The organism is Pseudomonas sp. UBA4194, assembly GCF_002379585.1.
Taxonomy (GTDB): Bacteria; Pseudomonadota; Gammaproteobacteria; order Pseudomonadales; family Pseudomonadaceae; genus Aquipseudomonas.
On record NZ_DFUE01000076.1, the window covers coordinates 37,177 to 55,662 of the forward strand.

General features: G+C 62.0%; 20 protein-coding genes and 1 tRNA gene. 8 read left to right on the forward strand and 13 right to left on the reverse strand.

The window, feature by feature from the left end:
* Positions 1 to 68: 68 nt before the first annotated feature.
* Together B3397_RS18535 and rnd are read right to left on the reverse strand one after the other, a co-directional pair.
* Positions 69 to 362 (reverse strand): YcgL domain-containing protein, encoded by a 294-nt coding sequence (locus B3397_RS18535; protein ID WP_296252918.1) that lies wholly within the window; start codon positions 360 to 362, stop codon positions 69 to 71.
* Positions 359 to 1,492: a ribonuclease D gene (rnd, locus tag B3397_RS18540; protein WP_296252919.1), complete on the reverse strand. Its 1,134-nt coding sequence runs from the start codon at positions 1,490 to 1,492 to the stop codon at positions 359 to 361. The genes B3397_RS18535 and rnd overlap by 4 nt, the downstream gene beginning before the upstream one ends.
* A gap of 270 nt (positions 1,493 to 1,762) precedes the next feature.
* On the opposite strand from rnd, the gene B3397_RS18545 reads away from it, so the two are divergent.
* Positions 1,763 to 2,020 (forward strand): DUF465 domain-containing protein, encoded by a 258-nt coding sequence (locus B3397_RS18545; protein WP_296252921.1) that lies wholly within the window; start codon positions 1,763 to 1,765, stop codon positions 2,018 to 2,020.
* 65 nt (positions 2,021 to 2,085) lie between these two features.
* Here the strand turns inward: B3397_RS18545 and B3397_RS18550 are convergent, their stop codons facing one another.
* Entirely contained in the window at positions 2,086 to 2,694 is a 609-nt protein-coding gene (locus tag B3397_RS18550) for a hypothetical protein (RefSeq protein WP_296252923.1), read from the reverse strand.
* Between the two features lie 36 nt (positions 2,695 to 2,730).
* Positions 2,731 to 3,549 carry a hypothetical protein gene (locus B3397_RS18555; RefSeq protein ID WP_296252925.1) on the reverse strand — a complete coding sequence of 273 codons (819 nt, stop codon included), beginning with the start codon at positions 3,547 to 3,549 and terminating at the stop codon, positions 2,731 to 2,733.
* A gap of 446 nt (positions 3,550 to 3,995) precedes the next feature.
* Between B3397_RS18555 and B3397_RS18560 the strand changes: the two genes are divergently transcribed.
* A complete protein-coding gene (locus B3397_RS18560) occupies positions 3,996 to 4,382 on the forward strand; it encodes a hypothetical protein (RefSeq protein ID WP_296252929.1) in 387 nt (128 codons plus the stop codon).
* Positions 4,383 to 4,463: 81 nt separating this feature from the next.
* Here the strand turns inward: B3397_RS18560 and B3397_RS18565 are convergent.
* The 5 genes from B3397_RS18565 to dapA form a co-directional block, all read right to left on the reverse strand.
* A tRNA-Ser gene (locus B3397_RS18565) sits at positions 4,464 to 4,553 on the reverse strand.
* Positions 4,554 to 4,646: 93 nt separating this feature from the next.
* On the reverse strand, positions 4,647 to 5,360 hold the full coding sequence (purC, locus tag B3397_RS18570; protein ID WP_296252930.1) for a phosphoribosylaminoimidazolesuccinocarboxamide synthase: 714 nt from the start codon (positions 5,358 to 5,360) through the stop codon (positions 4,647 to 4,649).
* A 49-nt stretch (positions 5,361 to 5,409) separates the two neighbouring features.
* Positions 5,410 to 6,168: an MBL fold metallo-hydrolase gene (locus B3397_RS18575; RefSeq protein ID WP_296252932.1), complete on the reverse strand. Its 759-nt coding sequence runs from the start codon at positions 6,166 to 6,168 to the stop codon at positions 5,410 to 5,412.
* Positions 6,169 to 6,171: 3 nt separating this feature from the next.
* Positions 6,172 to 7,290 carry an outer membrane protein assembly factor BamC gene (bamC, locus tag B3397_RS18580; protein ID WP_296252934.1) on the reverse strand — a complete coding sequence of 373 codons (1,119 nt, stop codon included), beginning with the start codon at positions 7,288 to 7,290 and terminating at the stop codon, positions 6,172 to 6,174.
* 17 nt (positions 7,291 to 7,307) lie between these two features.
* Positions 7,308 to 8,186 (reverse strand): 4-hydroxy-tetrahydrodipicolinate synthase, encoded by an 879-nt coding sequence (gene dapA / locus B3397_RS18585; RefSeq protein ID WP_296252937.1) that lies wholly within the window; start codon positions 8,184 to 8,186, stop codon positions 7,308 to 7,310.
* 343 nt (positions 8,187 to 8,529) lie between these two features.
* On the opposite strand from dapA, the gene B3397_RS18590 reads away from it, so the two are divergent.
* On the forward strand, positions 8,530 to 9,090 hold the full coding sequence (locus B3397_RS18590; protein WP_296252938.1) for a glycine cleavage system protein R: 561 nt from the start codon (positions 8,530 to 8,532) through the stop codon (positions 9,088 to 9,090).
* A gap of 10 nt (positions 9,091 to 9,100) precedes the next feature.
* Positions 9,101 to 9,574, forward strand: a complete 474-nt coding sequence (locus tag B3397_RS18595; RefSeq protein ID WP_296252939.1) for a peroxiredoxin — start codon at positions 9,101 to 9,103, stop codon at positions 9,572 to 9,574.
* Positions 9,575 to 9,653: 79 nt separating this feature from the next.
* Here B3397_RS18595 and B3397_RS18600 read toward each other — a convergent pair whose 3' ends face one another.
* Both B3397_RS18600 and B3397_RS18605 read right to left on the reverse strand, forming a co-directional pair.
* Entirely contained in the window at positions 9,654 to 10,724 is a 1,071-nt protein-coding gene (locus B3397_RS18600) for an AI-2E family transporter (protein ID WP_296252941.1), read from the reverse strand.
* A gap of 40 nt (positions 10,725 to 10,764) precedes the next feature.
* Positions 10,765 to 11,004, reverse strand: coding sequence for a sulfurtransferase TusA family protein (locus B3397_RS18605; RefSeq protein WP_296252944.1), 240 nt, complete (start codon positions 11,002 to 11,004; stop codon positions 10,765 to 10,767).
* 145 nt (positions 11,005 to 11,149) lie between these two features.
* On the opposite strand from B3397_RS18605, the gene B3397_RS18610 reads away from it, so the two are divergent.
* From B3397_RS18610 to B3397_RS18625, 4 genes are all read left to right on the forward strand, one after another.
* Positions 11,150 to 12,583, forward strand: coding sequence for a M48 family metalloprotease (locus B3397_RS18610; RefSeq protein ID WP_296252945.1), 1,434 nt, complete (start codon positions 11,150 to 11,152; stop codon positions 12,581 to 12,583).
* A 176-nt stretch (positions 12,584 to 12,759) separates the two neighbouring features.
* A complete protein-coding gene (locus B3397_RS18615; RefSeq protein ID WP_296252947.1) occupies positions 12,760 to 15,858 on the forward strand; it encodes a transglycosylase domain-containing protein in 3,099 nt (1,032 codons plus the stop codon).
* A 156-nt stretch (positions 15,859 to 16,014) separates the two neighbouring features.
* Positions 16,015 to 16,587, forward strand: a complete 573-nt coding sequence (locus B3397_RS18620; protein WP_296252948.1) for a PadR family transcriptional regulator — start codon at positions 16,015 to 16,017, stop codon at positions 16,585 to 16,587.
* On the forward strand, positions 16,584 to 17,363 hold the full coding sequence (locus tag B3397_RS18625) for a siderophore-interacting protein (protein WP_296252949.1): 780 nt from the start codon (positions 16,584 to 16,586) through the stop codon (positions 17,361 to 17,363). Before B3397_RS18620 ends, B3397_RS18625 begins: the two co-directional genes overlap by 4 nt.
* Positions 17,364 to 17,710: 347 nt before the next feature.
* On the opposite strand, the gene B3397_RS18630 is transcribed toward B3397_RS18625, so the two are convergent.
* Together B3397_RS18630 and B3397_RS18635 are read right to left on the reverse strand one after the other, a co-directional pair.
* Positions 17,711 to 18,343: a Pr6Pr family membrane protein gene (locus B3397_RS18630; protein WP_296252950.1), complete on the reverse strand. Its 633-nt coding sequence runs from the start codon at positions 18,341 to 18,343 to the stop codon at positions 17,711 to 17,713.
* A partial coding sequence (locus B3397_RS18635) for a VF530 family DNA-binding protein (protein WP_296253057.1) occupies positions 18,340 to 18,486 on the reverse strand: 147 nt, incomplete at its 5' end. The genes B3397_RS18630 and B3397_RS18635, both read right to left, overlap by 4 nt.

Consider the following 18,486-nt stretch of genomic DNA (forward strand, 5'->3'; position numbering starts at 1 on the left):
AAAACCTTACGTAGGGCAGAAGCGCAGCCTCGCTTGAACGAAGGCCGCGGTAAAAAAGAACTCAGTGATTACATCGGGTCGTTGCGGCGCAACAACTCTTCTGGAAGGTGTTCGATGTATTCATCTTCGGCGGGAGGCATCTGCAGGTGGTAACCCTGGGTTTCCAGATGCTCGAGCACCACGTGAATATCCTCGCGGGCCAGGGCGCGCTCCGGGCTCAGCACCAGGTCGAATGCGTGCACCGGCTTGCCGAATACGCCCAGCAAACCTTCGGGGATACGCTCCAGGCCATCGCTCTTGAGCACGTAAAGGTACATCTCGTTGCGGCGCGGGCTCTTGTAGATCGAGCAAATGCGTTTCATGGCTGTTCTCCGGTATTGGCCAGGCTGTCGAGCAAGGCCTGCCCCATACGCTCTCGCCGCCAGCCGCGGAGCGAGTCGGGCAATTGATAAGGTCCGTTGGGATATCCGCTCTTGAGCAGCGCTTCCAGGGTTTTCTTGCGCAGCATCAACTCGGGCGCCATACCTAGGCGTTCGGCTTCGGCCTGGCCAATGGCGCGCAATTGCTTGAGCACTGCCGAGGCGTCGATGGGCAACGGTTCGGGCAACGCTTCGGGCCATTGTTCCGGGGGCAGGCTGGCACTGCGCTGGATCAGTTCTAGCAGAAGCTCGCCGTCCTGACGCACGGTGCGCGGGTGCATGTCTTCGATCTTGGCCAGGGTCTGCAGGTTATTGGGCTGGGTTTTGGCCAGCGGCCACAGCGACTGCTCGCGCACGATGCGGTTGCGAGGCACGTTGCGCGCTCGAGCTTCGCGCTCGCGCCAGGCGCATAGCTCGCGCAACACAGCCAGCTGCGCGCGGGAAAGCTTCCAGGCAAGCTTGGCGTCGCGATACAGCTCGTAGGGATCTGTTTCGCGGCGCAGCTGCGCCACCAGCTCGGCGCCATCTTCCAGTACCCAGGCGTATTTTTCCGCCGACAGCTGCGGCCGCAGTTTTTCGAACACCTCGGCCAAATGCACCGCGTCCTCGGCGGCGTAGCTGATCTGTGTATCGGACAACGGCCGCTGCAACCAATCGGAACGGGTTTCGCCCTTGGGCAGCTCCAGCCCCAACACTTCGTTGACCAGGCGCGAATAGCCCATGGAGAAACCCAGGTTCAGATAGGCCGCCGCCAGTTGGGTGTCGAACAGTGGAACCGGCAGGCTGCCGGTCAGACGCAGCAGCACCTCTAAGTCTTCACTGCAGGCGTGCACGACCTTGATCACCGCCGGGCTTTCCAGCAGGTCGGACAAAGGTTGCCATTGGCTGATCGTCAGCGGGTCGATCAGGTAGGCGCTCTTGCCGTCGCCCACTTGCAGCAGGCCGGCGATAGGATAGAAGGTGTCGACCCGCATGAACTCGGTATCGACGGCGATGTAAGGCAGGGTTTGCCAGTGGGCGCAATGCTCAGCCAGGCTGGCATCGTCGCGAATCCAGTGAATGTCGATGGCCACAAGGCTCTCCCGCGAATAATGGCGCGCAGTATATATCGACGCCGCCTGCACATGGGCGTTGACTCGACGAGAACCGCCCCAGCAGTAGTTTTTTGCCATGGATTTGCGTGGACTTCCCTGCACCGCTGCTCGATAGGCGACCGGGTACTGACTTTGCTCGGTTCTGCAAATGCCGGGGAACATTCACCCCCCGGCAGGGGGTCGAAGCTGTGAACGGGAACTGTTCTGGAACAGCGCCCAATCCCGCCCACCACTCTCAGAGGTGTCGAGATGCCGGTAAAACACAATTTGTTCGCCGATCTTAAAGTCAGCAAGGAAGAAGTCGAGAAGCGCGCCAAGACCGACGACAGGCTCAGTCAACTGCTCACCGAATACCATGCCAGCGACGCCGACGTAGTCAAGGCAGAGGACAGTTCCGCGCCCGACGACCAGCTCAAGAAGCTCAAGGAAAAACGTCTGCTGATCAAGGACAAGATCGTCCAGCAGTTGGAGTATCCCAACTCTCGCGGAGCCGCCCAGCAGTTCTGACCCACCTCACGCCCGCTGCGAATGCTCGCCGCTCAGTCAGTGGGGGTTTCGCACGGGCTCACCGCTCAAAGCGCCGAACGCCGCGCATGCAGATCCTCATGGGTGAAAGGTACGGCGGCGCCAGACAGTGAGGTGGCGAAGCGGTCGAGCATGCGTTCGGCCGTAACCTTGGGCGCGGAGGCGGCCAGCCCCAGCAGCACCACGCCCAGCGCCAGGGATGCAGGGGATACCGCGCGCAGCGTGGCCCGCTCCAGAAGCCAAAGAAAGCCCAGCGCTGCCGCCGACCCGATCACCGCCCCAGCGACCGCCTCGGGAAGGGGATGAAGCCGGTGCGCCACCAGGGTGACCGAGAACCACCAGCCAAACGCGATGCCCAGCGCCGCCGCTGGCCAGCGCAAGCCTGGCACCCATTGTCGGACGAGCAGACTGGCGAAAACCGGAACCATGAGCGTGACGTTCATCGCATGACCGCTTAATACCGCAATTCCCAGTCCCGGCAAACCAATGCCCCACCCCTTGAACAGCACCTTGCTGAACCCGACCAGCACATAGCAACCCACCACCGTGAGCAACCACTGCCTGCACGCCGTACGGGCGTGCGCCTGCCATAGCCAGCCGGCGATCAACAATGCGATGGGAAACATGACGGTGACACCGCCGTATTGCAGCAACATAGCCACCTTCGGTCTTGAGTTTTGCGCAGCGGGCGATTACATCACCTTATTCACGGTGATGCGCGAGATATCACTGACCGCGATGTATTTCTTGTCGTTTTTCGACAGACGTACACAGCCGAAGACCAACACATAGGCGCCCGCCAGGTCTTCGAGCTCCATGATAGGGAAACGCTGGGTAAAATCGTCCACCAGGTCCGCCCCCACCACGACGCTGAGATCCTGCCGGCCACCGGTATTGAGCCACAGGCTGGGCGGTTGATCGCCCGTGGCGGCCGCATCCGACACCAGCCCCCAGTAGCCGCGCATGAGGCCCCGCTCATCGACCCGCGCCTGGGCAAATGGCACGAAGAACTCACGCACCGGAAATAGCCCCGTGTCCACGGAGATCAGTTGGTCGGACCCGCGAAAGTCTTCACTGAACATCAGGTTCTTCAACAGCGTGCTCAGCCGCCGCTGCCGCGTGTGCGTGCGCTGCCCACCCTGCCCCGTGCCTCGCGCACTCCGGCCGTAGGCCGAATCCGGATGCGACTCGGCGACATGAATGAACGCCTGTGCGCCAAAGTCGAAATCCACCTCGATGCGCTCGCCGCTATTGACGACATCGGCGTCGGCCAAGGTATCGCCCAGGCACGTTTTGCTCTCCGGCCCCGCCATGTCGCAGTAATCGGCGTGAGGCCGCGCACCGAAGCACGCCGCCTGCCCGCTGCGGGCCGCCTTGCGGTAATACCCCGCACCCAGACAGCGTGGACACAGCAGATGTCGACGCAGCTGCGACAGGGTGGGCTCGCCAAGCGCTTCGAAAGTGGCGATGTCGTAGATGGTGTTGTTGATGGTGCACAGGGCAACGTCCATGGGGCTCTCCAGACCGATAAAACGAGGAAGGGACCCAGGGAGGTTGGCAGACGGGATAGGTCAGGGACAGGGATGCGGAAAAAATCGGACGTTTCTTACAACAACAAATCAGCAACTAATTTATGAATAAGTCGTGATATCAATCGCCGTGTTAATCGTTGATCTCGGTCGTCTTGACAGTAAACAGCCTCGATTAATAAAGGAACCTGTTGTCGCCGTACTTTCATGAACAACTCACTAACGCAATGGATGTTTTGGACACACCTTGTCACTGCCCAGCTCACGTTATCGGACGGATCCGACAGACGACGGATTGCACAACCGCTAACCTTCACACCAATACGAGAGATCAGGCAGGACGCATGGACAGCGCTGTATACCTGGGCAAGGCGGCCAAGACGGCAGAATCCGCAGCCCGTAACTCATCATGCAGTGGTGACGCCCCTATGAACGATGTCAACCGCGAGGAACTGAACGCCAAGCTGTCCGCCGTGGAAGCACGGATGGACCGGCGCGTTGCGGATTTTCACAGTGAAATGCGTCAGGCGGTGGCTGATTTCAAGGCTGATATGCTGCGGTTTCAACATGAGACGACACTGCAACTTCACCCCCTGAAAGGTCTGAAAGCGAATGTCTGGTCCGCAGCGGCCTTCGTCGCGGCAACATCGGTAGGGATAGCCGCCATGTGCTTCACGGTTTTCGACTCCGGACGCAATACAGGTGCCCTGGTGCAGGAGACCAAACAACAGGTGTCGGAGATCAGAGCGCTGTCCAAGCATGTCGAGGATCAGGTCAAGGCGATTCAGGCGTTGCAGCAGTCCGGAGAAAGTTAGCGGAGCTCAGCACTACAAATAAGCATACGACCTGAAAAGAAAAAGCCCCGAAGCTTTTCAGCTTCAGGGCTCTTCGAATAATGGCGGAGAGATAGGGATTCGAACCCTAGGTACCGGTGAAGGTACAACGGATTTCGAATCCGTCCCATTCGGCCACTCTGGCATCTCTCCAACGGCGCGAATCATACCAGCGTCCGCGCCAAACGCGAAGCCCCTGATGCAAAATAATTTGCGAATTCAGGCGCTTGCGCGTTTCAAGCGCTGTTACAGCGGTACGCCCAGGCGGTGGGCGACTTCTTCGTAGGCTTCGATGACGTCACCGAGGCCCTGGCGGAAGCGATCCTTGTCCATTTTCTTGCGGGTGTCCTTGTCCCACAGGCGGCAGCCGTCAGGGCTGAATTCGTCGCCCAGAACGATGGAGCCATCGCTGAACACGCCGAACTCCAGCTTGAAGTCCACCAGCAGCAGGCCGGCGTCGTCGAAGAGCTGGCTGAGCACGTCGTTGACCTTCAGCGACAGTTCTTTCATCTTCGCCAATTGCTCGGCGGTGCCCCAACCGAACGCCACCACGTGGGATTCGTTGATGAACGGGTCGCCCTTGGCGTCGTCCTTGAGGAACAGTTCGAAGGTGTAGGGCTCAAGCTTCATACCCTCTTCGACGCCCAGACGCTTGACCAGGCTGCCGGCGGCGTAATTACGCACGACGCATTCGACCGGGATCATGTCGAGCTTCTTGACCAGCACTTCATTGTCGGCCAGCAGCTTGTCGAACTGGGTCGGGATGCCGGCGGCTTCCAGCTTCTGCATGATGAAGGCGTTGAACTTGTTGTTCACCATGCCCTTGCGGTCCAGCTGTTCGATGCGCTTGCCGTCGAACGCCGAAGTGTCGTTGCGAAACAGCAGGATCAAGCGGTCAGCGTCGTCGGTCTTGTACACCGACTTGGCTTTGCCGCGGTAGAGTTCTTCACGTTTTTCCATGATGGGCTCCGCTTGCTAAAAGTATGGGCTAGGCGCCCCTTTGGGGACGCTAGGCGATGTGGCGCCAGTCGAGCCCTGAATCTTGATCGGCCAGTTGCAGCCAGTTCGGGTCGCACCCCAGGGTGTCGACGAAACATTGCCGGGCCAACTGCGGCAAATTGTTCTTGCTGCTCAGATGGGCCAGCACCAGGTGCTGCAGGTTCTGCCAGCCCAACTCGGCCACCAGGCCTGCGGCCTGATGGTTGTTCAAATGGCCCCAGTCACCGCCAACGCGCTGCTTGAGGAAATAAGGGTAGTGCCCCCGCGCCAGCATGTCGCGGCAGTGGTTGCTCTCGATCATCAGGGCATCCAGGCCCTGGTAATGGTCACGCACCTTGGCGCAGTGCGAGCCCAGGTCGGTGAGCAGGCCGAAGCGCCGCTTGCCGTCACTGAATACGTACTGGGTCGGTTCGAGCGCATCATGGGCCACCGCGACCACTTCGATCCGCAGCGCGCCGATTTCCAGCACGTCGCCACACCCTAAATGGCCACGCACCTCGACCGGCTTGCGCAGGCCCCGCAGGGTGCCACGGCTCATGTACACCGGCACATTGTAGCGCCGCGACAGCAAGCCTACGCCATGCACGTGGTCGGCATGTTCGTGGGTCACCAGTACGGCGCTCAATTGTGCGGGGCTCAGGCCCAGGCGTGCGAGGCGGCGTTCGGTTTCCCGCAAGGAGAAACCGCAATCCACCAGCACGTGAGTGTCTTCACTGCTGATCAGCGTGCCATTCCCTTGGCTACCGCTGCCGAGAACGGCAAAACGCATGGCTTAACCCAGGTTGTCCTGGATCACGCCCAGTACGCGGCGGGCCACATCGGCCGGCGCCACGGTGTTGATGTTCTTCTCGACAGTGACCTGGACGCTGTCACCCACCTTGCTCAGGCGAACCTGATAACGCTCGGCACGGGCTTCGATCTCTTCCTTGCTCGGCGCGCTGCCGAACACACGGCTGAAGAAACCGGGCTTGTCGTCGGCACGCTGGGCGCTTTCGGCGAGGTTGATGTAGTAGAGGCCCAGGCTGCGGTTGATGTCTTCCACGCGCCACTGGCCCTGCTCGAGGGCGCGGCCTACGCTGGACCAGGCGCGGTCCAGGTCGGCGCCGACGCTGAGCACCGGGTTGCCGCTGCCGTCTTCGCTCATCGCGACACGGCTAGGGGCATCGAAGTCGCGAGCGGCGACCAGCGACACGGAGCCGCCTTTTTCCGAATCGCGGGTCATGCCGGCGAGCATCTGGTCGACCAGGATCGAGTCCAGGCCGGTGTTCACCGAGCGGGCAGGGAAATCCGGCTCGCTGGTGCTGCCCGCCGGACGAGCGACGCTGACCACGTACACTTCGCTGCTGTTGCGCTGCACGCCTGGCTCGATACGAACCCGTACACGGGTTTCGCTTTCACCGGCAGTCGTGGCACCGCTCAGGCGCTGCGCCATGGATGCCGACAATTCATCGAAATGCTGCCAGGTGGTGGTGAACTCACCCGTTTGCGGACGATCTTCGGCAATGCGGAAGCCGTTGTCTTCGAAGAACTGGTGAGCGATGGGCCACACTTCGGCCGGCGAGCGCTGCGCCAGGATCCAGCGGCTGTCGCCACTGCGCTGCAGGGTGAAGTCGCTGGCTTCGGCGGCTACCTGCAACGGCAGCGGGCGAGGCACCTGGAATTCGTTTGCCCGAACGTTATCGTCGGCGACGTTGCGCGGGATCGGCAGCAGCGGATCCAAACGCTTGTCAGTCTGTACGCCAGGCGGCAGTTGCATCGGGGCGGTTTGCGTCGCCTCGAGGTAATCATTGCCACGATCGCGGAAGTAACCGTTTTCGCCCCAGAGCCACCCGCAACCGCTGGTGCTCGAAATGACCAAGGCAAGGGCAGAAAGGCCAGCCAATCGCTTCATGCGTCTTACTTCCTCAATTAAACCAGGACGCCGGACTGGCGCAGGGCCTGCCGCAGCGGTTCGTGACAGGTGGCGCTCAACCAGGTGAGCGGCAGGCGAATGCCTTCGGGCATCAAGCCCATTTCATGCAACGCCCATTTGACCGGAATCGGGTTGGCTTCCAGGAACAGGTTCTTGTGCAGCGGCATCAGTTTCTCGTTGATGCCACGTGCCAGCTCGGCGTCGCCCTTGAGCGCCGCGTTGCACAAGTCGGCCATGGCGCGCGGAGCGACGTTGGCGGTGACCGAGATATTGCCCCTGCCGCCCAGCAGGATCAGCTCGACGGCGGTTGGATCGTCCCCGGACAGCACGACGAAGTCGCTGGGCACGCGGCTGATGATGTCCTTGGCACGGGCCAGGTCGCCGGTGGCTTCCTTGATGCCGATGATGTTCGGCACGGCGGACAGGCGCACCACGGTGTCGGCGAGCATGTCGCAGGAGGTGCGGCCCGGCACGTTGTAGAGAATCTGCGGGATGTCGACGGCTTCGGCGATGTGCTTGAAGTGCTGGTAAAGGCCTTCCTGGGTCGGCTTGTTGTAGTACGGCACCACCAGCAGGCAGGCATCGGCGCCGGCGGCCTTGGCGTTGCGGGTCAGTTCGACCGCTTCGCGGGTGGAGTTCGCGCCGGTACCGGCGATGACCGGGATACGCCCGTTCACCTGCTTGACCACGTGCTCGATCACCTGAATGTGCTCGTCGACGTCGAGCGTGGCGGATTCGCCAGTGGTGCCGACCGCAACGATGGCATGGGTGCCCTCTTGCAGGTGGAAGTCCACCAGTTTGCTCAGGCTGTCCCAGTCGAGACGCCCCTGTGCATCCATGGGTGTGACCAGTGCCACCATACTGCCCGCAATCATGCAACCGCTCCTGCCGGAAAAAGAGAGCGGTAATGGTACTGGCGCCACCGGCCTTGCACAAGCGAAGTACCACGCGGCGAGCATTCCCCTTCGCGCCGCTTTTCTATACCCTTTCAGACTTTGATCGGTATGGGTTGCATTTGTAGTCTGGTTATTGCCTGCCGTTACGCCGCCTCGAACCCTGTCCCCAAGCCCTGGCGCCCGGCCTGCCCGCTGTTTTCGCGGGGGTGGGCGGGGCCGACGCGGCCTGTGGCACGAACCGGGAACGGTACGGAGTAACGGCCTGGACTCAGTCATTTACCCCTTTCACTCTGCCGACCGCTCATCGCTTTAGGAATGCTGCATGTCCACCCCCACAGTTCGCGAACAATTCCTCGTCATCAGTGCCCTGGGCCGCAACCCCATGGAGCTGACCAATGTACTGTGCCGCGCGGCTCACGACGCCCGCTGCTCGGTGTCCACTTCGCGCCTGACTCGCCACGGCGAGTACAGCGCGCTGGTATTGCAGGTGGCAGGCAACTGGGACGCCCTGGCGCGTCTGGAAACCAGCCTGACGTCCCTGGCCAAGAAACACGACTTCACCGTCAGCCTGGTGCGCAGCGCCACCCTGGACAGCCGCCCTCAGGCCCTGCCCTACGTGGCCTACGTCAGTTCGGCATACCGCTCGGACATCATCAACGAGTTGTGCCAGTTCTTCATCGACCACAACGTGGAGCTGGAGAACCTGACCTGCGACACCTACCTGGCCCCGCAAACCGGCGGCACCATGCTCAACGCCACGTTTACCGTGACCCTGCCGGCGGGCGTGCAGATCAGCTGGCTGCGCGACCAGTTCCTGGACTTCGCCGATGCCTTGAACCTGGATGCCCTGATCGAACCGTGGCGCCCACAAAACCCCATGTAAGGATTTGCCGATGCCTGTAGCCCTCGACCAACCGGTCGCCGACTTCGAAGCCGTGGCCACCAGTGGCCAGACCGTCAAGCTGAGCGAGCTCAAGGGCCGCCAGGTGGTGATCTATTTCTACCCCAAGGACAGCACGCCGGGCTGTACCACCCAGGGCCAGGGCTTTCGGGACCTGCACGAGGCGTTCAAGGCGGCCGACACCGAAGTGTTCGGCGTGTCCCGCGATGGGCTCAAGTCCCATGAGAATTTCAAGGCCAAGCAGGGTTTCACTTTCGAGCTGATCAGCGACAAGGAAGAGGCGCTGTGCCAGTTGTTCGATGTGATCAAGCTTAAAAAGCTGTATGGCAAGGAATACCTGGGGGTCGATCGCAGCACCTTTCTGATCGACAAGGCCGGCGTGCTGCGCCAGGAGTGGCGCGGGGTGAAGGTGCCCGGGCACGTGCAGGCCGTGTTGGAAGCGGCGCAGGCAATGAGCAAGGGTTGAGATCGGTGGTGCGGCCTTCGCGGCTTTACGCCGCTCCTACAGGTGACCGCGGTGCGGCCTTCGCGGCTGTACCATGGTCTCACAGCATGGGCGCGACCGATGCTTCCTGCCGTGGCCAGGCATCGAGCACGGCCTTGAACAGGGTGGCCAGGGGAATGGCGAAGAATATGCCCCAGAACCCCCACAACCCGCCGAACAGCAATACTGCGCAGATGATCGCCACCGGGTGCAGGTTCACCGCTTCGGAGAACAGCAGCGGCACCAGCACATTGCCGTCCAATGTCTGAATGATGCCGTACACCGCCATCAGGTAGATGAACTGATCACCCCAGCCCCATTGAAAGAGCGCGATCAGCGTGACCGGCACGGTGACCACCACCGCGCCGACATAGGGCACGACCACCGAAAGCCCCACCAGCAGGGCCAGCAGCGCGGCATAGTTCAGGCCCAGCGTAACGAAGGCGATGTAGGTCACGACTCCGCAGATGAAGATCTCGATCACTTTGCCGCGAATGTAGTTGGCGATCTGCCGATTCATTTCCTGGGCCACGCGGGTCAGCAGCGCGCGCTCGCGCGGCAGGTAGCCGCGTACCCAACGGCCGATCATTTCGCGGTCCTTGAGAAAGAAGAACACCAGGATCGGAACCAGCACGAAGTAGATCATGATGTTGACCAGCAATGGCAGGCTGGACAGCGAGAACGTCAACGCCCACTGGCCAAACTTGCCGATTTCCCCGCGAGCCGCTTCGATCGCCTGCAGCACCTGTTCATCACTGACCAGGTGGGGGTAGCGCTCGGGCAGCAGCAACAGCAGCGACTGCCACTTGCCAAGCATGCCGGGCAGTTCGTTGAACAGGGTGATCAACTGGTGCCACAGCAGGGGCACCAGCACCAGCATGAACAGCGCCAGCGCGCCCATGAACAGGGCGAACACCGCCCCCACCGCAATGCCTGAGGGCACCCGCAGTCGTTCCAGACAGTTCACCAACCCCTGCATCAGGAACGCCAGCACCATGCCCGCCAGCACCGGCGCAAGCATGCCGCCCAAGGTCAGCACGGCGGTAAACGCCAGCACCAGCAGGACAGCCAGCACCACCGCTTCCTCATCCGAGAAGTAGCGCTGGACCCAGTCGCGAAGCACTTTGAACATCAATATTCCTTTGAATAGCGGGGCGAACCAAGGAGCTGTTTCAGGCCTTGCGCAGCCAGTAGGTGTAAACGCCATCCAGCACCTGTTCGTGTAACAGGGTATGACCCGCCAGGGTTGCGAAGGAACGGAAGTCGCGCTGCGATCCGGCATCCGTGGCGATCACTTTCAACACCGTGCCACTGGCCAGGCGATTGAGTTCAAGCTTGGCCTTGAGCAGAGGTAACGGGCAATTAAGACCGCTGGCATCCAGCTCGGCGTCACATTCAACAGCGTCTTTCATCGATTCTCTCCACAGCAGGCCGGGCCAGAGGTCGGGTTCACGTCGGCCCATCAACAAGCGCGACAGGATACCCCAAGCTCGGCGCCTCTGGTCCTCGACCAACGGGACCGCTACAGTAGGGCCTTTCATCTGCCGAGCTTAGTGCATGTCATTTTTGCGCCCTACCCTGCTGGCACTGGCTTGCGTGTTGGCTGTTCCGAGCCAGGCCAGCGACCTGCCGTCGCTTGGCGATGCCAGCTCGGCGATCGTTTCACCGCAACAGGAACACCAACTGGGCCGGGCCTGGCTGAGCCTGCTGCGTGGCCAGGTCAAGCAACTCAACGATCCGCTGCTCAAGGATTACGTCGAGACCAGCGTGTATCGGTTGTCCGAGACCAGCCAGCTGAACGACCGGCGCCTGGAATTCATCCTGATCGACAGCAAGGAACTCAACGCCTTCGCCGCGCCAGGCGGAATCGTCGGGGTCAACGGCGGGCTGTTTTTCAACGCCGAGACGGAGGGCGAGTACATCGGTGTGCTGGCCCACGAGCTGGCTCACTTGTCGCAACGCCACTTCGCCCGTGGCGTCGAGGCTCAGCAGCGCATGCAGTTGCCGATGATGGCGGCGCTGCTGGCCGGCATCGTGATTGCCGCCTCCGGCGCCGGTGATGCCGGCATCGCTGCCATCGCCGGGACCCAGGCAGCAGCCATCCAGGAGCAACGGCGCTTCTCTCGGCAGAACGAGCAGGAAGCCGACCGCATCGGCATCATCAACATGGAGAAGGCCGGCTACGATCCGCGCAACATGCCCACCATGTTTGAGCGCCTGATGCGCCAGTACCGCTTCGATGCGCGGCCGCCGGAGTTTCTGCTGACTCACCCGGTCAGCGAGTCGCGTATCGCCGACACCCGCAACCGTGCCGAGCAGGCGCCACCGGGTGGCAAGGAAGACAGCCCCTGGTATCAGTTGATGCGTGCGCGGGTGCAGTTGTATTACGAAGAAACTCCCGGCATCGCCGCCAAGCGTTTCCGCGCTCAGCTCGACGAGCATCCTGATTCACTGCCTGCCCGCTATGGCCTGGCTTTGGCCCAGGTCAAGGCCGGACAGCTCAACGAGGCCCGCGAGAACCTCAAGCCATTGCTGGCCAAGCAGCCCAACGACATCACCCTGAACCTGGCTCAGGTGGATCTGGACATCACCAACAACCGCGTGGCCGATGCCCAGCAGCGGATCGAGCGCCTGTTGTCGCTGTATCCGGACAACTATCCCATCAACCAGAAGCGCGTGGACGTGCTGCTCAAGCAGGGCCGTGTGGCGGATGCCGAGAAAGCCCTGGAGAACCTGCTCAAGAGCCGTGCCGACGACCCTGACGTCTGGTACATGGTGGCCGAGACCCGTGGGCAGAATGGCAACATCATCGGCCTGCACCAGGCGCGGGCGGAATATTTCGCGTTGGTCGGCGAGTTCGACCAGGCGATCCAGCAGTTGGACCTCGCCAAGCGGCGTGCGGCGAACAACTTCCAACTGGCCTCGCGAATCGATGCGCGGCAGAAGGAGATGTTGGAGCAGGATCGGCTGGTCAAGGATATGTTGCGCTGATAGCAGTGCGGGCCGGCCAAGCGCAGATCCCTGGTGGAAGCGGGTTCCACCCGCGCTGAGGCCGGCCCTGACACCCCTCCCTCCGGCAATTGCATTTCACATTTTTTTCACCAACCCCCACCACCGTCTAGACTGGTACCAGGTGCGATGAATTTTCCGTAACCGGTATGAAATCTATGGGCGCTTTGTGGCAAACCGAACCCACCAAGACTGCAACCACGGCTGTCAGTCCTGATCCGTCTCCTTTGCCGAAAAGCTCTCGCCAACGCCATCTGTGGCGGCGGCTGTTCTGGGTTCTGGTGGTGATCATTCTGGCGTCCCTGGCCTTTGCCTTGTACGCCGAGATGCGTACGTCCCGCTTGCAGGCACGGGAGTTCACGCGTCTGGCCGGCTCGCTGAGCTACTCGCTTGAGCCTGGGCCGAGCGACGCGATCGTGTACCCAGGGGCCGGGCCGTTCGACAAGCGCCTGGGCTACAGCGCGCTGGGTGAGTTTCTGCCGCGGTTGCTCAAGCGCGACTACGTGATCAAGCAGCAGACCCACTTCTCCCCTGCCCTGATGAACTATGCCGGGCACGATCTGTTTGTGCCCTATCAGGAAAAAAGCCAGGCGGGCCTGGTGATCAGCGACTGCAAGGGCGACCCGCTGTACCTCTATCGCTACCCTCAGCAGCTGTATACCGAGTTCGCGCAGATCCCACCGGTCATGGTCAGCAGCCTGCTGTTCGTCGAGAACCGTGGCCTGCTGGACAACCGCGAGCCATTGGTCAACCCGGCAGTGGATTGGCCACGGTTCGCCAAGGCTGCCTGGTCGCAGGTGGCGAAGGTGTTCGCCCTGCCGGGCCAGTCGGCAGGCGGCAGCACCCTGGCCACCCAGCTGGAGAAATACCGCCACTCGCCCGATGGGCTGACCGGCTCGGGGCCGGAAAAGATTCGCCAAATGATTTCCGCCAGCGTTCGCGCCTATCAGGGCGGGCCGCAGACTCTGGAAGCGCGCCAGCGTGTCGTGCGGGACTACCTCAACAGCGTGCCGCTGTCTGCGGTACCGGGGCACGGCGAGGTGCATGGCATGGCCGAAGGGCTGCGGGTCTGGTACGGCGCCGATTTCGAGCAGGTCAACCGGGCCCTGGCCAGCACCGCCACCGACTCTGCCAACGAGGCCGCACGTGGCTTGGCGCTGCGTCAGGTGCTGTCGCTGATGATCGCCCAGCGCCGCCCCTCGTACTTTCTCAACAAGGGCCATGATGATTTGGCGGAGCTGACCGACAGCCACATTCGCGTGCTTGCCGCCAACGGCGTGATCGATCCGCTGTTGGCCAAATCCGCGCTGGCCAGCAAAGTCAGTTATCGCGACTGGGTGCAGGAGCCAACCTGGCAACCCAACGAGTCGAACAAAGGCATCAGCGTGGCCCGCAACCGCCTCTCGGCGATGCTCGATCGTCCGCTGTACGACCTCGACCGGTTGGATCTGTCCGCCACCACTACCCTGCAAGCCGATCTGCAAAAAGAGGCCAGCGACTACCTGCGCCATCTTGCCGACCCGGCTTTTGCCCAGCAGTTGGGGCTGATCGGCGAGCGCCTGCTGACCCCGGCCAGCACCCGCGAGGTCAACTACAGCTTCACCCTGTTCGAACGCACTGCCGATGGCTCGCGGGTGCGGGTGCAGACGGACAACACCGATCAACCTTTCGACATCAACGAAGGCAGCAAGCTGGAGCTGGGCTCTACAGCCAAAATGCGCGTGCTGACGACCTACCTGGAGGTCATTTACGAGCTCCACGAACGTTACAAAGGGCAGACTCCGGCGCAACTGCGCAAGGTACAGATCGAAGAGGCTGACCGCCTGTCACGCTGGGCGCTGGACTACATGACGCAGAACCCCGGCGTCGAGGCCAGCACCATGCTCGCTGCGGCGCTGGAACGTAAATACTCGGCCAGCCCCGCCGAAAGCTTTTTCACCGGTGGCGGCATCCACTCCTTCGTCAACTTTCGTCGCGAGGACAACGGCCGTATTCCGACGCTCAAGGACGCACTGCGCGAGTCCATCAACCTGCCGTTCATTCGCTTGATGCGCGATCTGGTGCGCTATAGCACCTATGCTTCGCCCAACAACAGTGGCCAACTGCTCAAGGACGACGACGACCCCCGACGCCAGGAATACCTGGCCCGCTTTGCCGACCGCGAGGGCACCGAATTCCTCAAGCGTTTTTGGAAGAAATACCAGCGCAAGACCTCCGAGCAGCGGCTGGAAACCTTCCTGGACAGCATGCGCGTCACGCCACAGCGCCTAGCTGCGGTGCATCGCTATCTCTATCCCAATGCTCCCCAAGAGCAATTCGAAGCCTTCGTGCGCGCTCACAGCAATAGCGATACGGTGACGCCCAAGCGCCTGACCGAGATGTACAGCGCCTACGGCCCGGGCGCCTACGATCTGCCCGATCAAGGCTACATCGCCAAGGTTCACCCGCTGGACCTGTGGCTGTTGGGTTACCTGCTCGATCACCCGGAGGCAAAGTTTGCCGAAGCAGCCCAGGCTGGCCGCTTCGAGCGCCAGGAAGTGTATGGCTGGCTGTTCAAGAGCCGCCACAAGAGTGCGCGAGACAACCGCATTCGAACCATGCTGGAGATCGAGGCGTTTACCGACATTCACCAGCGCTGGCAGCGCGTGGGCTATCCGTTCGACCATCTGGTGCCCTCCCTGGCCACGGCAATCGGCAGCTCGGGAGACCGTCCGGCGGCGTTGGCAGAGCTGATCGGGATCATCCAGAACGATGGCATCAAGCTGCCCACGGTGCGTCTGGACACCTTGCACTTTGCCGCCGATACCCCCTATGAAACCACCGTGATCAGCGACCCGGATCGGGGCAAACGAGTGTTGCCCAGCGAGGTCGCAGCGGCCATGCGCGAGGCACTGTCGCAGGTGGTGGACGCGGGCACCGCGCGGCGAGTGTCGGGAAGTTTCAAGATCGACGACGGTACCGCGCTGGTGATGGGCGGCAAGACCGGTACCGGTGACAACCGCATCTCCAGCTTTGGCGCCGGGGGGCGGGTGATCAGTTCCAAGGCGATCAACCGCACGGCGACTTTCGTGTTCTTCATCGGCGAAAACCATTTCGGCACTTTGACGGCGTTTGTGCCGGGCAAGGCGGCGGAGGGTTTCCGGTTCACCTCGGCACTGCCCGTGCAGGTGCTCAAGGGCATGGCGCCGATTCTGACGCCGTATCTGCAGCCGGGGGCGCATACCCGGTGTACGGCGCCATTGCAGGCTGCTAGGTAGGCTTAGTGACTGGGCTGGCCTCATCGCGGGTAGAACGCGCTCCCACAAGAGTGTGGTGTTAGCGCTTTTCTGTGGGAGCAGGTTGCATTACGCACTCTTGACCCTGACATAAGATATATCTTAAGGTATATCTTAACTAGACAGGAGAAAGAGCGAATGAGAGAACACCCCCACCACCGCCCGCGGGAATTGGGTGATGGCCACGACGGCCTGGAAAAACGCCCCGGTCGAGAACGCGGCGGGCGCGGCCCGCGCGTGTTTGCCCCTGGCGATCTGAAATTGCTGCTGCTGGCGCTGGTCGCCGAGCAGCCTTGTCATGGCTACGACCTGATTCGCCAGATCGAAGGCATGTTCGATGGCGCCTATAGCCCCAGCCCCGGCGTCATCTACCCCACCCTGACGTTTCTTGAAGAAAGCGAACTGGTCAGCGGCGACGCTCAGGCCGGCAAGAAGCTCTACAGCGTAACCCCCGCCGGCCGCGAATCCTTGGCCGAGCAGGCGGTAGCCCTGGACGGTGTGCGCACCCGCATCGATGTGAGCAAGCGCTCTCTGCGCGGCCATGACCGCCCTGCGGAAATTCATGAGGCGGTGCACAACCTGCGCCACGCCTTGCAGATGCACCATGGTCGCTGGAGCCCGGAAGAAATCATCCGCGTGCGCGACCTGCTCAACGCCACCGCCCGCGCCGTCGTCGACGGCCCCCACATTCATCAGGAGACCGCGCAATGAAAGCTGAGAATCCCTACGGCATCCAACGCGTGATGCACGAGATCAAGCGGCGCCGCCTGCAAGTGCTGCGGGTCAGTGACCTGACCCCGCGCATGCGCCGGATTACCTTGGGTGGGCCCGATCTGGCGGGCTTTCTGAGCGAAGGCCCTGATGACCATATCAAATTGATGTTCGCATCGACGCCCGAGCAACAGGCGGTACTGGACACCATGGTGCTCGGCGCACCTGCTCCTGACGGTGTCAAGCCGGACATGCGTGACTACACGCCCCGGCGTATCGACCTCGCAGGCGGCGAGCTGGACATCGATTTCGTGCTGCACGGCGATGGCCCCGCCTCGACCTGGGCGGCCCAGGCCGAGCCCGGACAATTCCTGCATATCGGCGGGCCGCGCAGCTCCATGTTGGTGCCGGATGTGTTCGATGCCTACCTGTTGATCGGCGATGAGACGGCTATTCCCGCCATCGCTCGGCGGCTGGAGGAGTTGCCGGCGCAGCGACGCGCGTTAGTCGTCGTTGAGGTCGAGAATGCGCAGGAGCAGCAGGTGTTTACCAGTGCCGCCCAGTTCGAGGTGGTCTGGGTGGATCGCCACCAGGGTGATCTGCTGAAGACGGTCCGCGAGCTGGCAGTGCCTGAAGGGGTGGTGTACGGCTGGATTGCGACCGAAGCAGGGTTGTCACGCAAGGTGCGGCGAGTGCTGCTGGATGAGCATGGGTTGAACGAAGATCAGGTCAAGGCTGCGGGGTACTGGCGGGCTGAGGGGACTGAGGCTGAGTGATCGGGTTGTAGATTCGGGGTGAATGGTCCCCTCACCCCAGCCCTCTCCCTGAGGGAGAGGGAGCAGTACGATGGAGCTACGGACACAGGTGATCTGCCTTTAGCTCCCTCTCCCTGGGGGAGAGGGGGCAGTACGATGGAGCTACGGATACAAGTGATCTGCTTTTAGCTCCCTCTCTCTGGGGGAGAGGGGACAGTACGGTGGAGCTACGGATGCAGGTGATCTGCTTTTAGCTCCCTCTCCCTCAGGGAGAGGGCTGGGGTGAGGGGACCATCCACCACAAAACCCCCGGACACCCAGCCCACCCCACCCTCAANNGTGAGGGGACCATTCACCACGAATGCCACTCACCTCCCCCGCCCCCACCACCGATCCACGCCCACCACCGCCAACGCGCACAGCACGAACCCCGCCAGCACCCCCAGGGCATTCAGCCAAACCTGCGCCATCCCCAACTTCGCCACGTCGATGAACGGATACGGATACACCCCGATCGAGGCCCCGCGCGTCAGGCTGTAAGCGAAAAAAAGCACCGGATACAGCGCCCAGACCGCCACATGCCATAGCCGCAGGTGCCCCTTGGGCACGCACAACGCCCAATACAGCACGAACACCACGGGCATCACGTCGTGGAGCAGCTCGTTGGCCAGCCACTGCCAGCCCTCCACCTGCCACAAGTGACGCAACAGCAGGCTGAAGGACACCCCGACCACCACGATACTCACCGCCACCCCGGAGCTCACCGCGGGATGCAGGAACCATCGCTTCACCCGCACATCGGACCGGGTCACGTGGCAGGTCAACACGCACGCCACCAGCGTATTGGTGAGAACGGTGAAATAACTGAAGAAATGCACCAGAGCGCCCAGCAGACTGGCCTGATTCTCCCAGCGCGACCACAGCACCAGGTACAGCTGCAGTCCCAGCGCAAACCAGCCACACGCCGCCACCAGACCGACCAGGCCGCGCTGGCCAATCATGGACGCTTGCTTCGCTGCAGTTGCACGTACAAGCGCTCGACTTTCTCACGCGCCCACGGTGTCTTGCGCAGGAAGGTCAGGCTGGACTTGATGCTGGGGTCGCTCTTGAAACAGCGGATGTCGATGCGCTGCGCCAGGCCCTC

Coding starts and splice junctions, on each gene's coding strand:
- B3397_RS18535 (WP_296252918.1), bottom strand. CDS start 362: ATGAAACGCATTTGCTCGATCTACAAGAGCCCGCGCCGCAACGAGATG.
- B3397_RS18545 (WP_296252921.1), top strand. CDS start 1,763: ATGCCGGTAAAACACAATTTGTTCGCCGATCTTAAAGTCAGCAAGGAA.
- B3397_RS18550 (WP_296252923.1), bottom strand. CDS start 2,694: ATGTTGCTGCAATACGGCGGTGTCACCGTCATGTTTCCCATCGCATTG.
- B3397_RS18555 (WP_296252925.1), bottom strand. CDS start 3,549: ATGGACGTTGCCCTGTGCACCATCAACAACACCATCTACGACATCGCC.
- B3397_RS18560 (WP_296252929.1), top strand. CDS start 3,996: ATGAACGATGTCAACCGCGAGGAACTGAACGCCAAGCTGTCCGCCGTG.
- purC (WP_296252930.1), bottom strand. CDS start 5,360: ATGGAAAAACGTGAAGAACTCTACCGCGGCAAAGCCAAGTCGGTGTAC.
- B3397_RS18575 (WP_296252932.1), bottom strand. CDS start 6,168: ATGCGTTTTGCCGTTCTCGGCAGCGGTAGCCAAGGGAATGGCACGCTG.
- bamC (WP_296252934.1), bottom strand. CDS start 7,290: ATGAAGCGATTGGCTGGCCTTTCTGCCCTTGCCTTGGTCATTTCGAGC.
- dapA (WP_296252937.1), bottom strand. CDS start 8,186: ATGATTGCGGGCAGTATGGTGGCACTGGTCACACCCATGGATGCACAG.
- B3397_RS18590 (WP_296252938.1), top strand. CDS start 8,530: ATGTCCACCCCCACAGTTCGCGAACAATTCCTCGTCATCAGTGCCCTG.
- B3397_RS18595 (WP_296252939.1), top strand. CDS start 9,101: ATGCCTGTAGCCCTCGACCAACCGGTCGCCGACTTCGAAGCCGTGGCC.
- B3397_RS18600 (WP_296252941.1), bottom strand. CDS start 10,724: ATGTTCAAAGTGCTTCGCGACTGGGTCCAGCGCTACTTCTCGGATGAG.
- B3397_RS18605 (WP_296252944.1), bottom strand. CDS start 11,004: ATGAAAGACGCTGTTGAATGTGACGCCGAGCTGGATGCCAGCGGTCTT.
- B3397_RS18610 (WP_296252945.1), top strand. CDS start 11,150: ATGTCATTTTTGCGCCCTACCCTGCTGGCACTGGCTTGCGTGTTGGCT.
- B3397_RS18615 (WP_296252947.1), top strand. CDS start 12,760: ATGGGCGCTTTGTGGCAAACCGAACCCACCAAGACTGCAACCACGGCT.
- B3397_RS18620 (WP_296252948.1), top strand. CDS start 16,015: ATGAGAGAACACCCCCACCACCGCCCGCGGGAATTGGGTGATGGCCAC.
- B3397_RS18625 (WP_296252949.1), top strand. CDS start 16,584: ATGAAAGCTGAGAATCCCTACGGCATCCAACGCGTGATGCACGAGATC.
- B3397_RS18630 (WP_296252950.1), bottom strand. CDS start 18,343: ATGATTGGCCAGCGCGGCCTGGTCGGTCTGGTGGCGGCGTGTGGCTGG.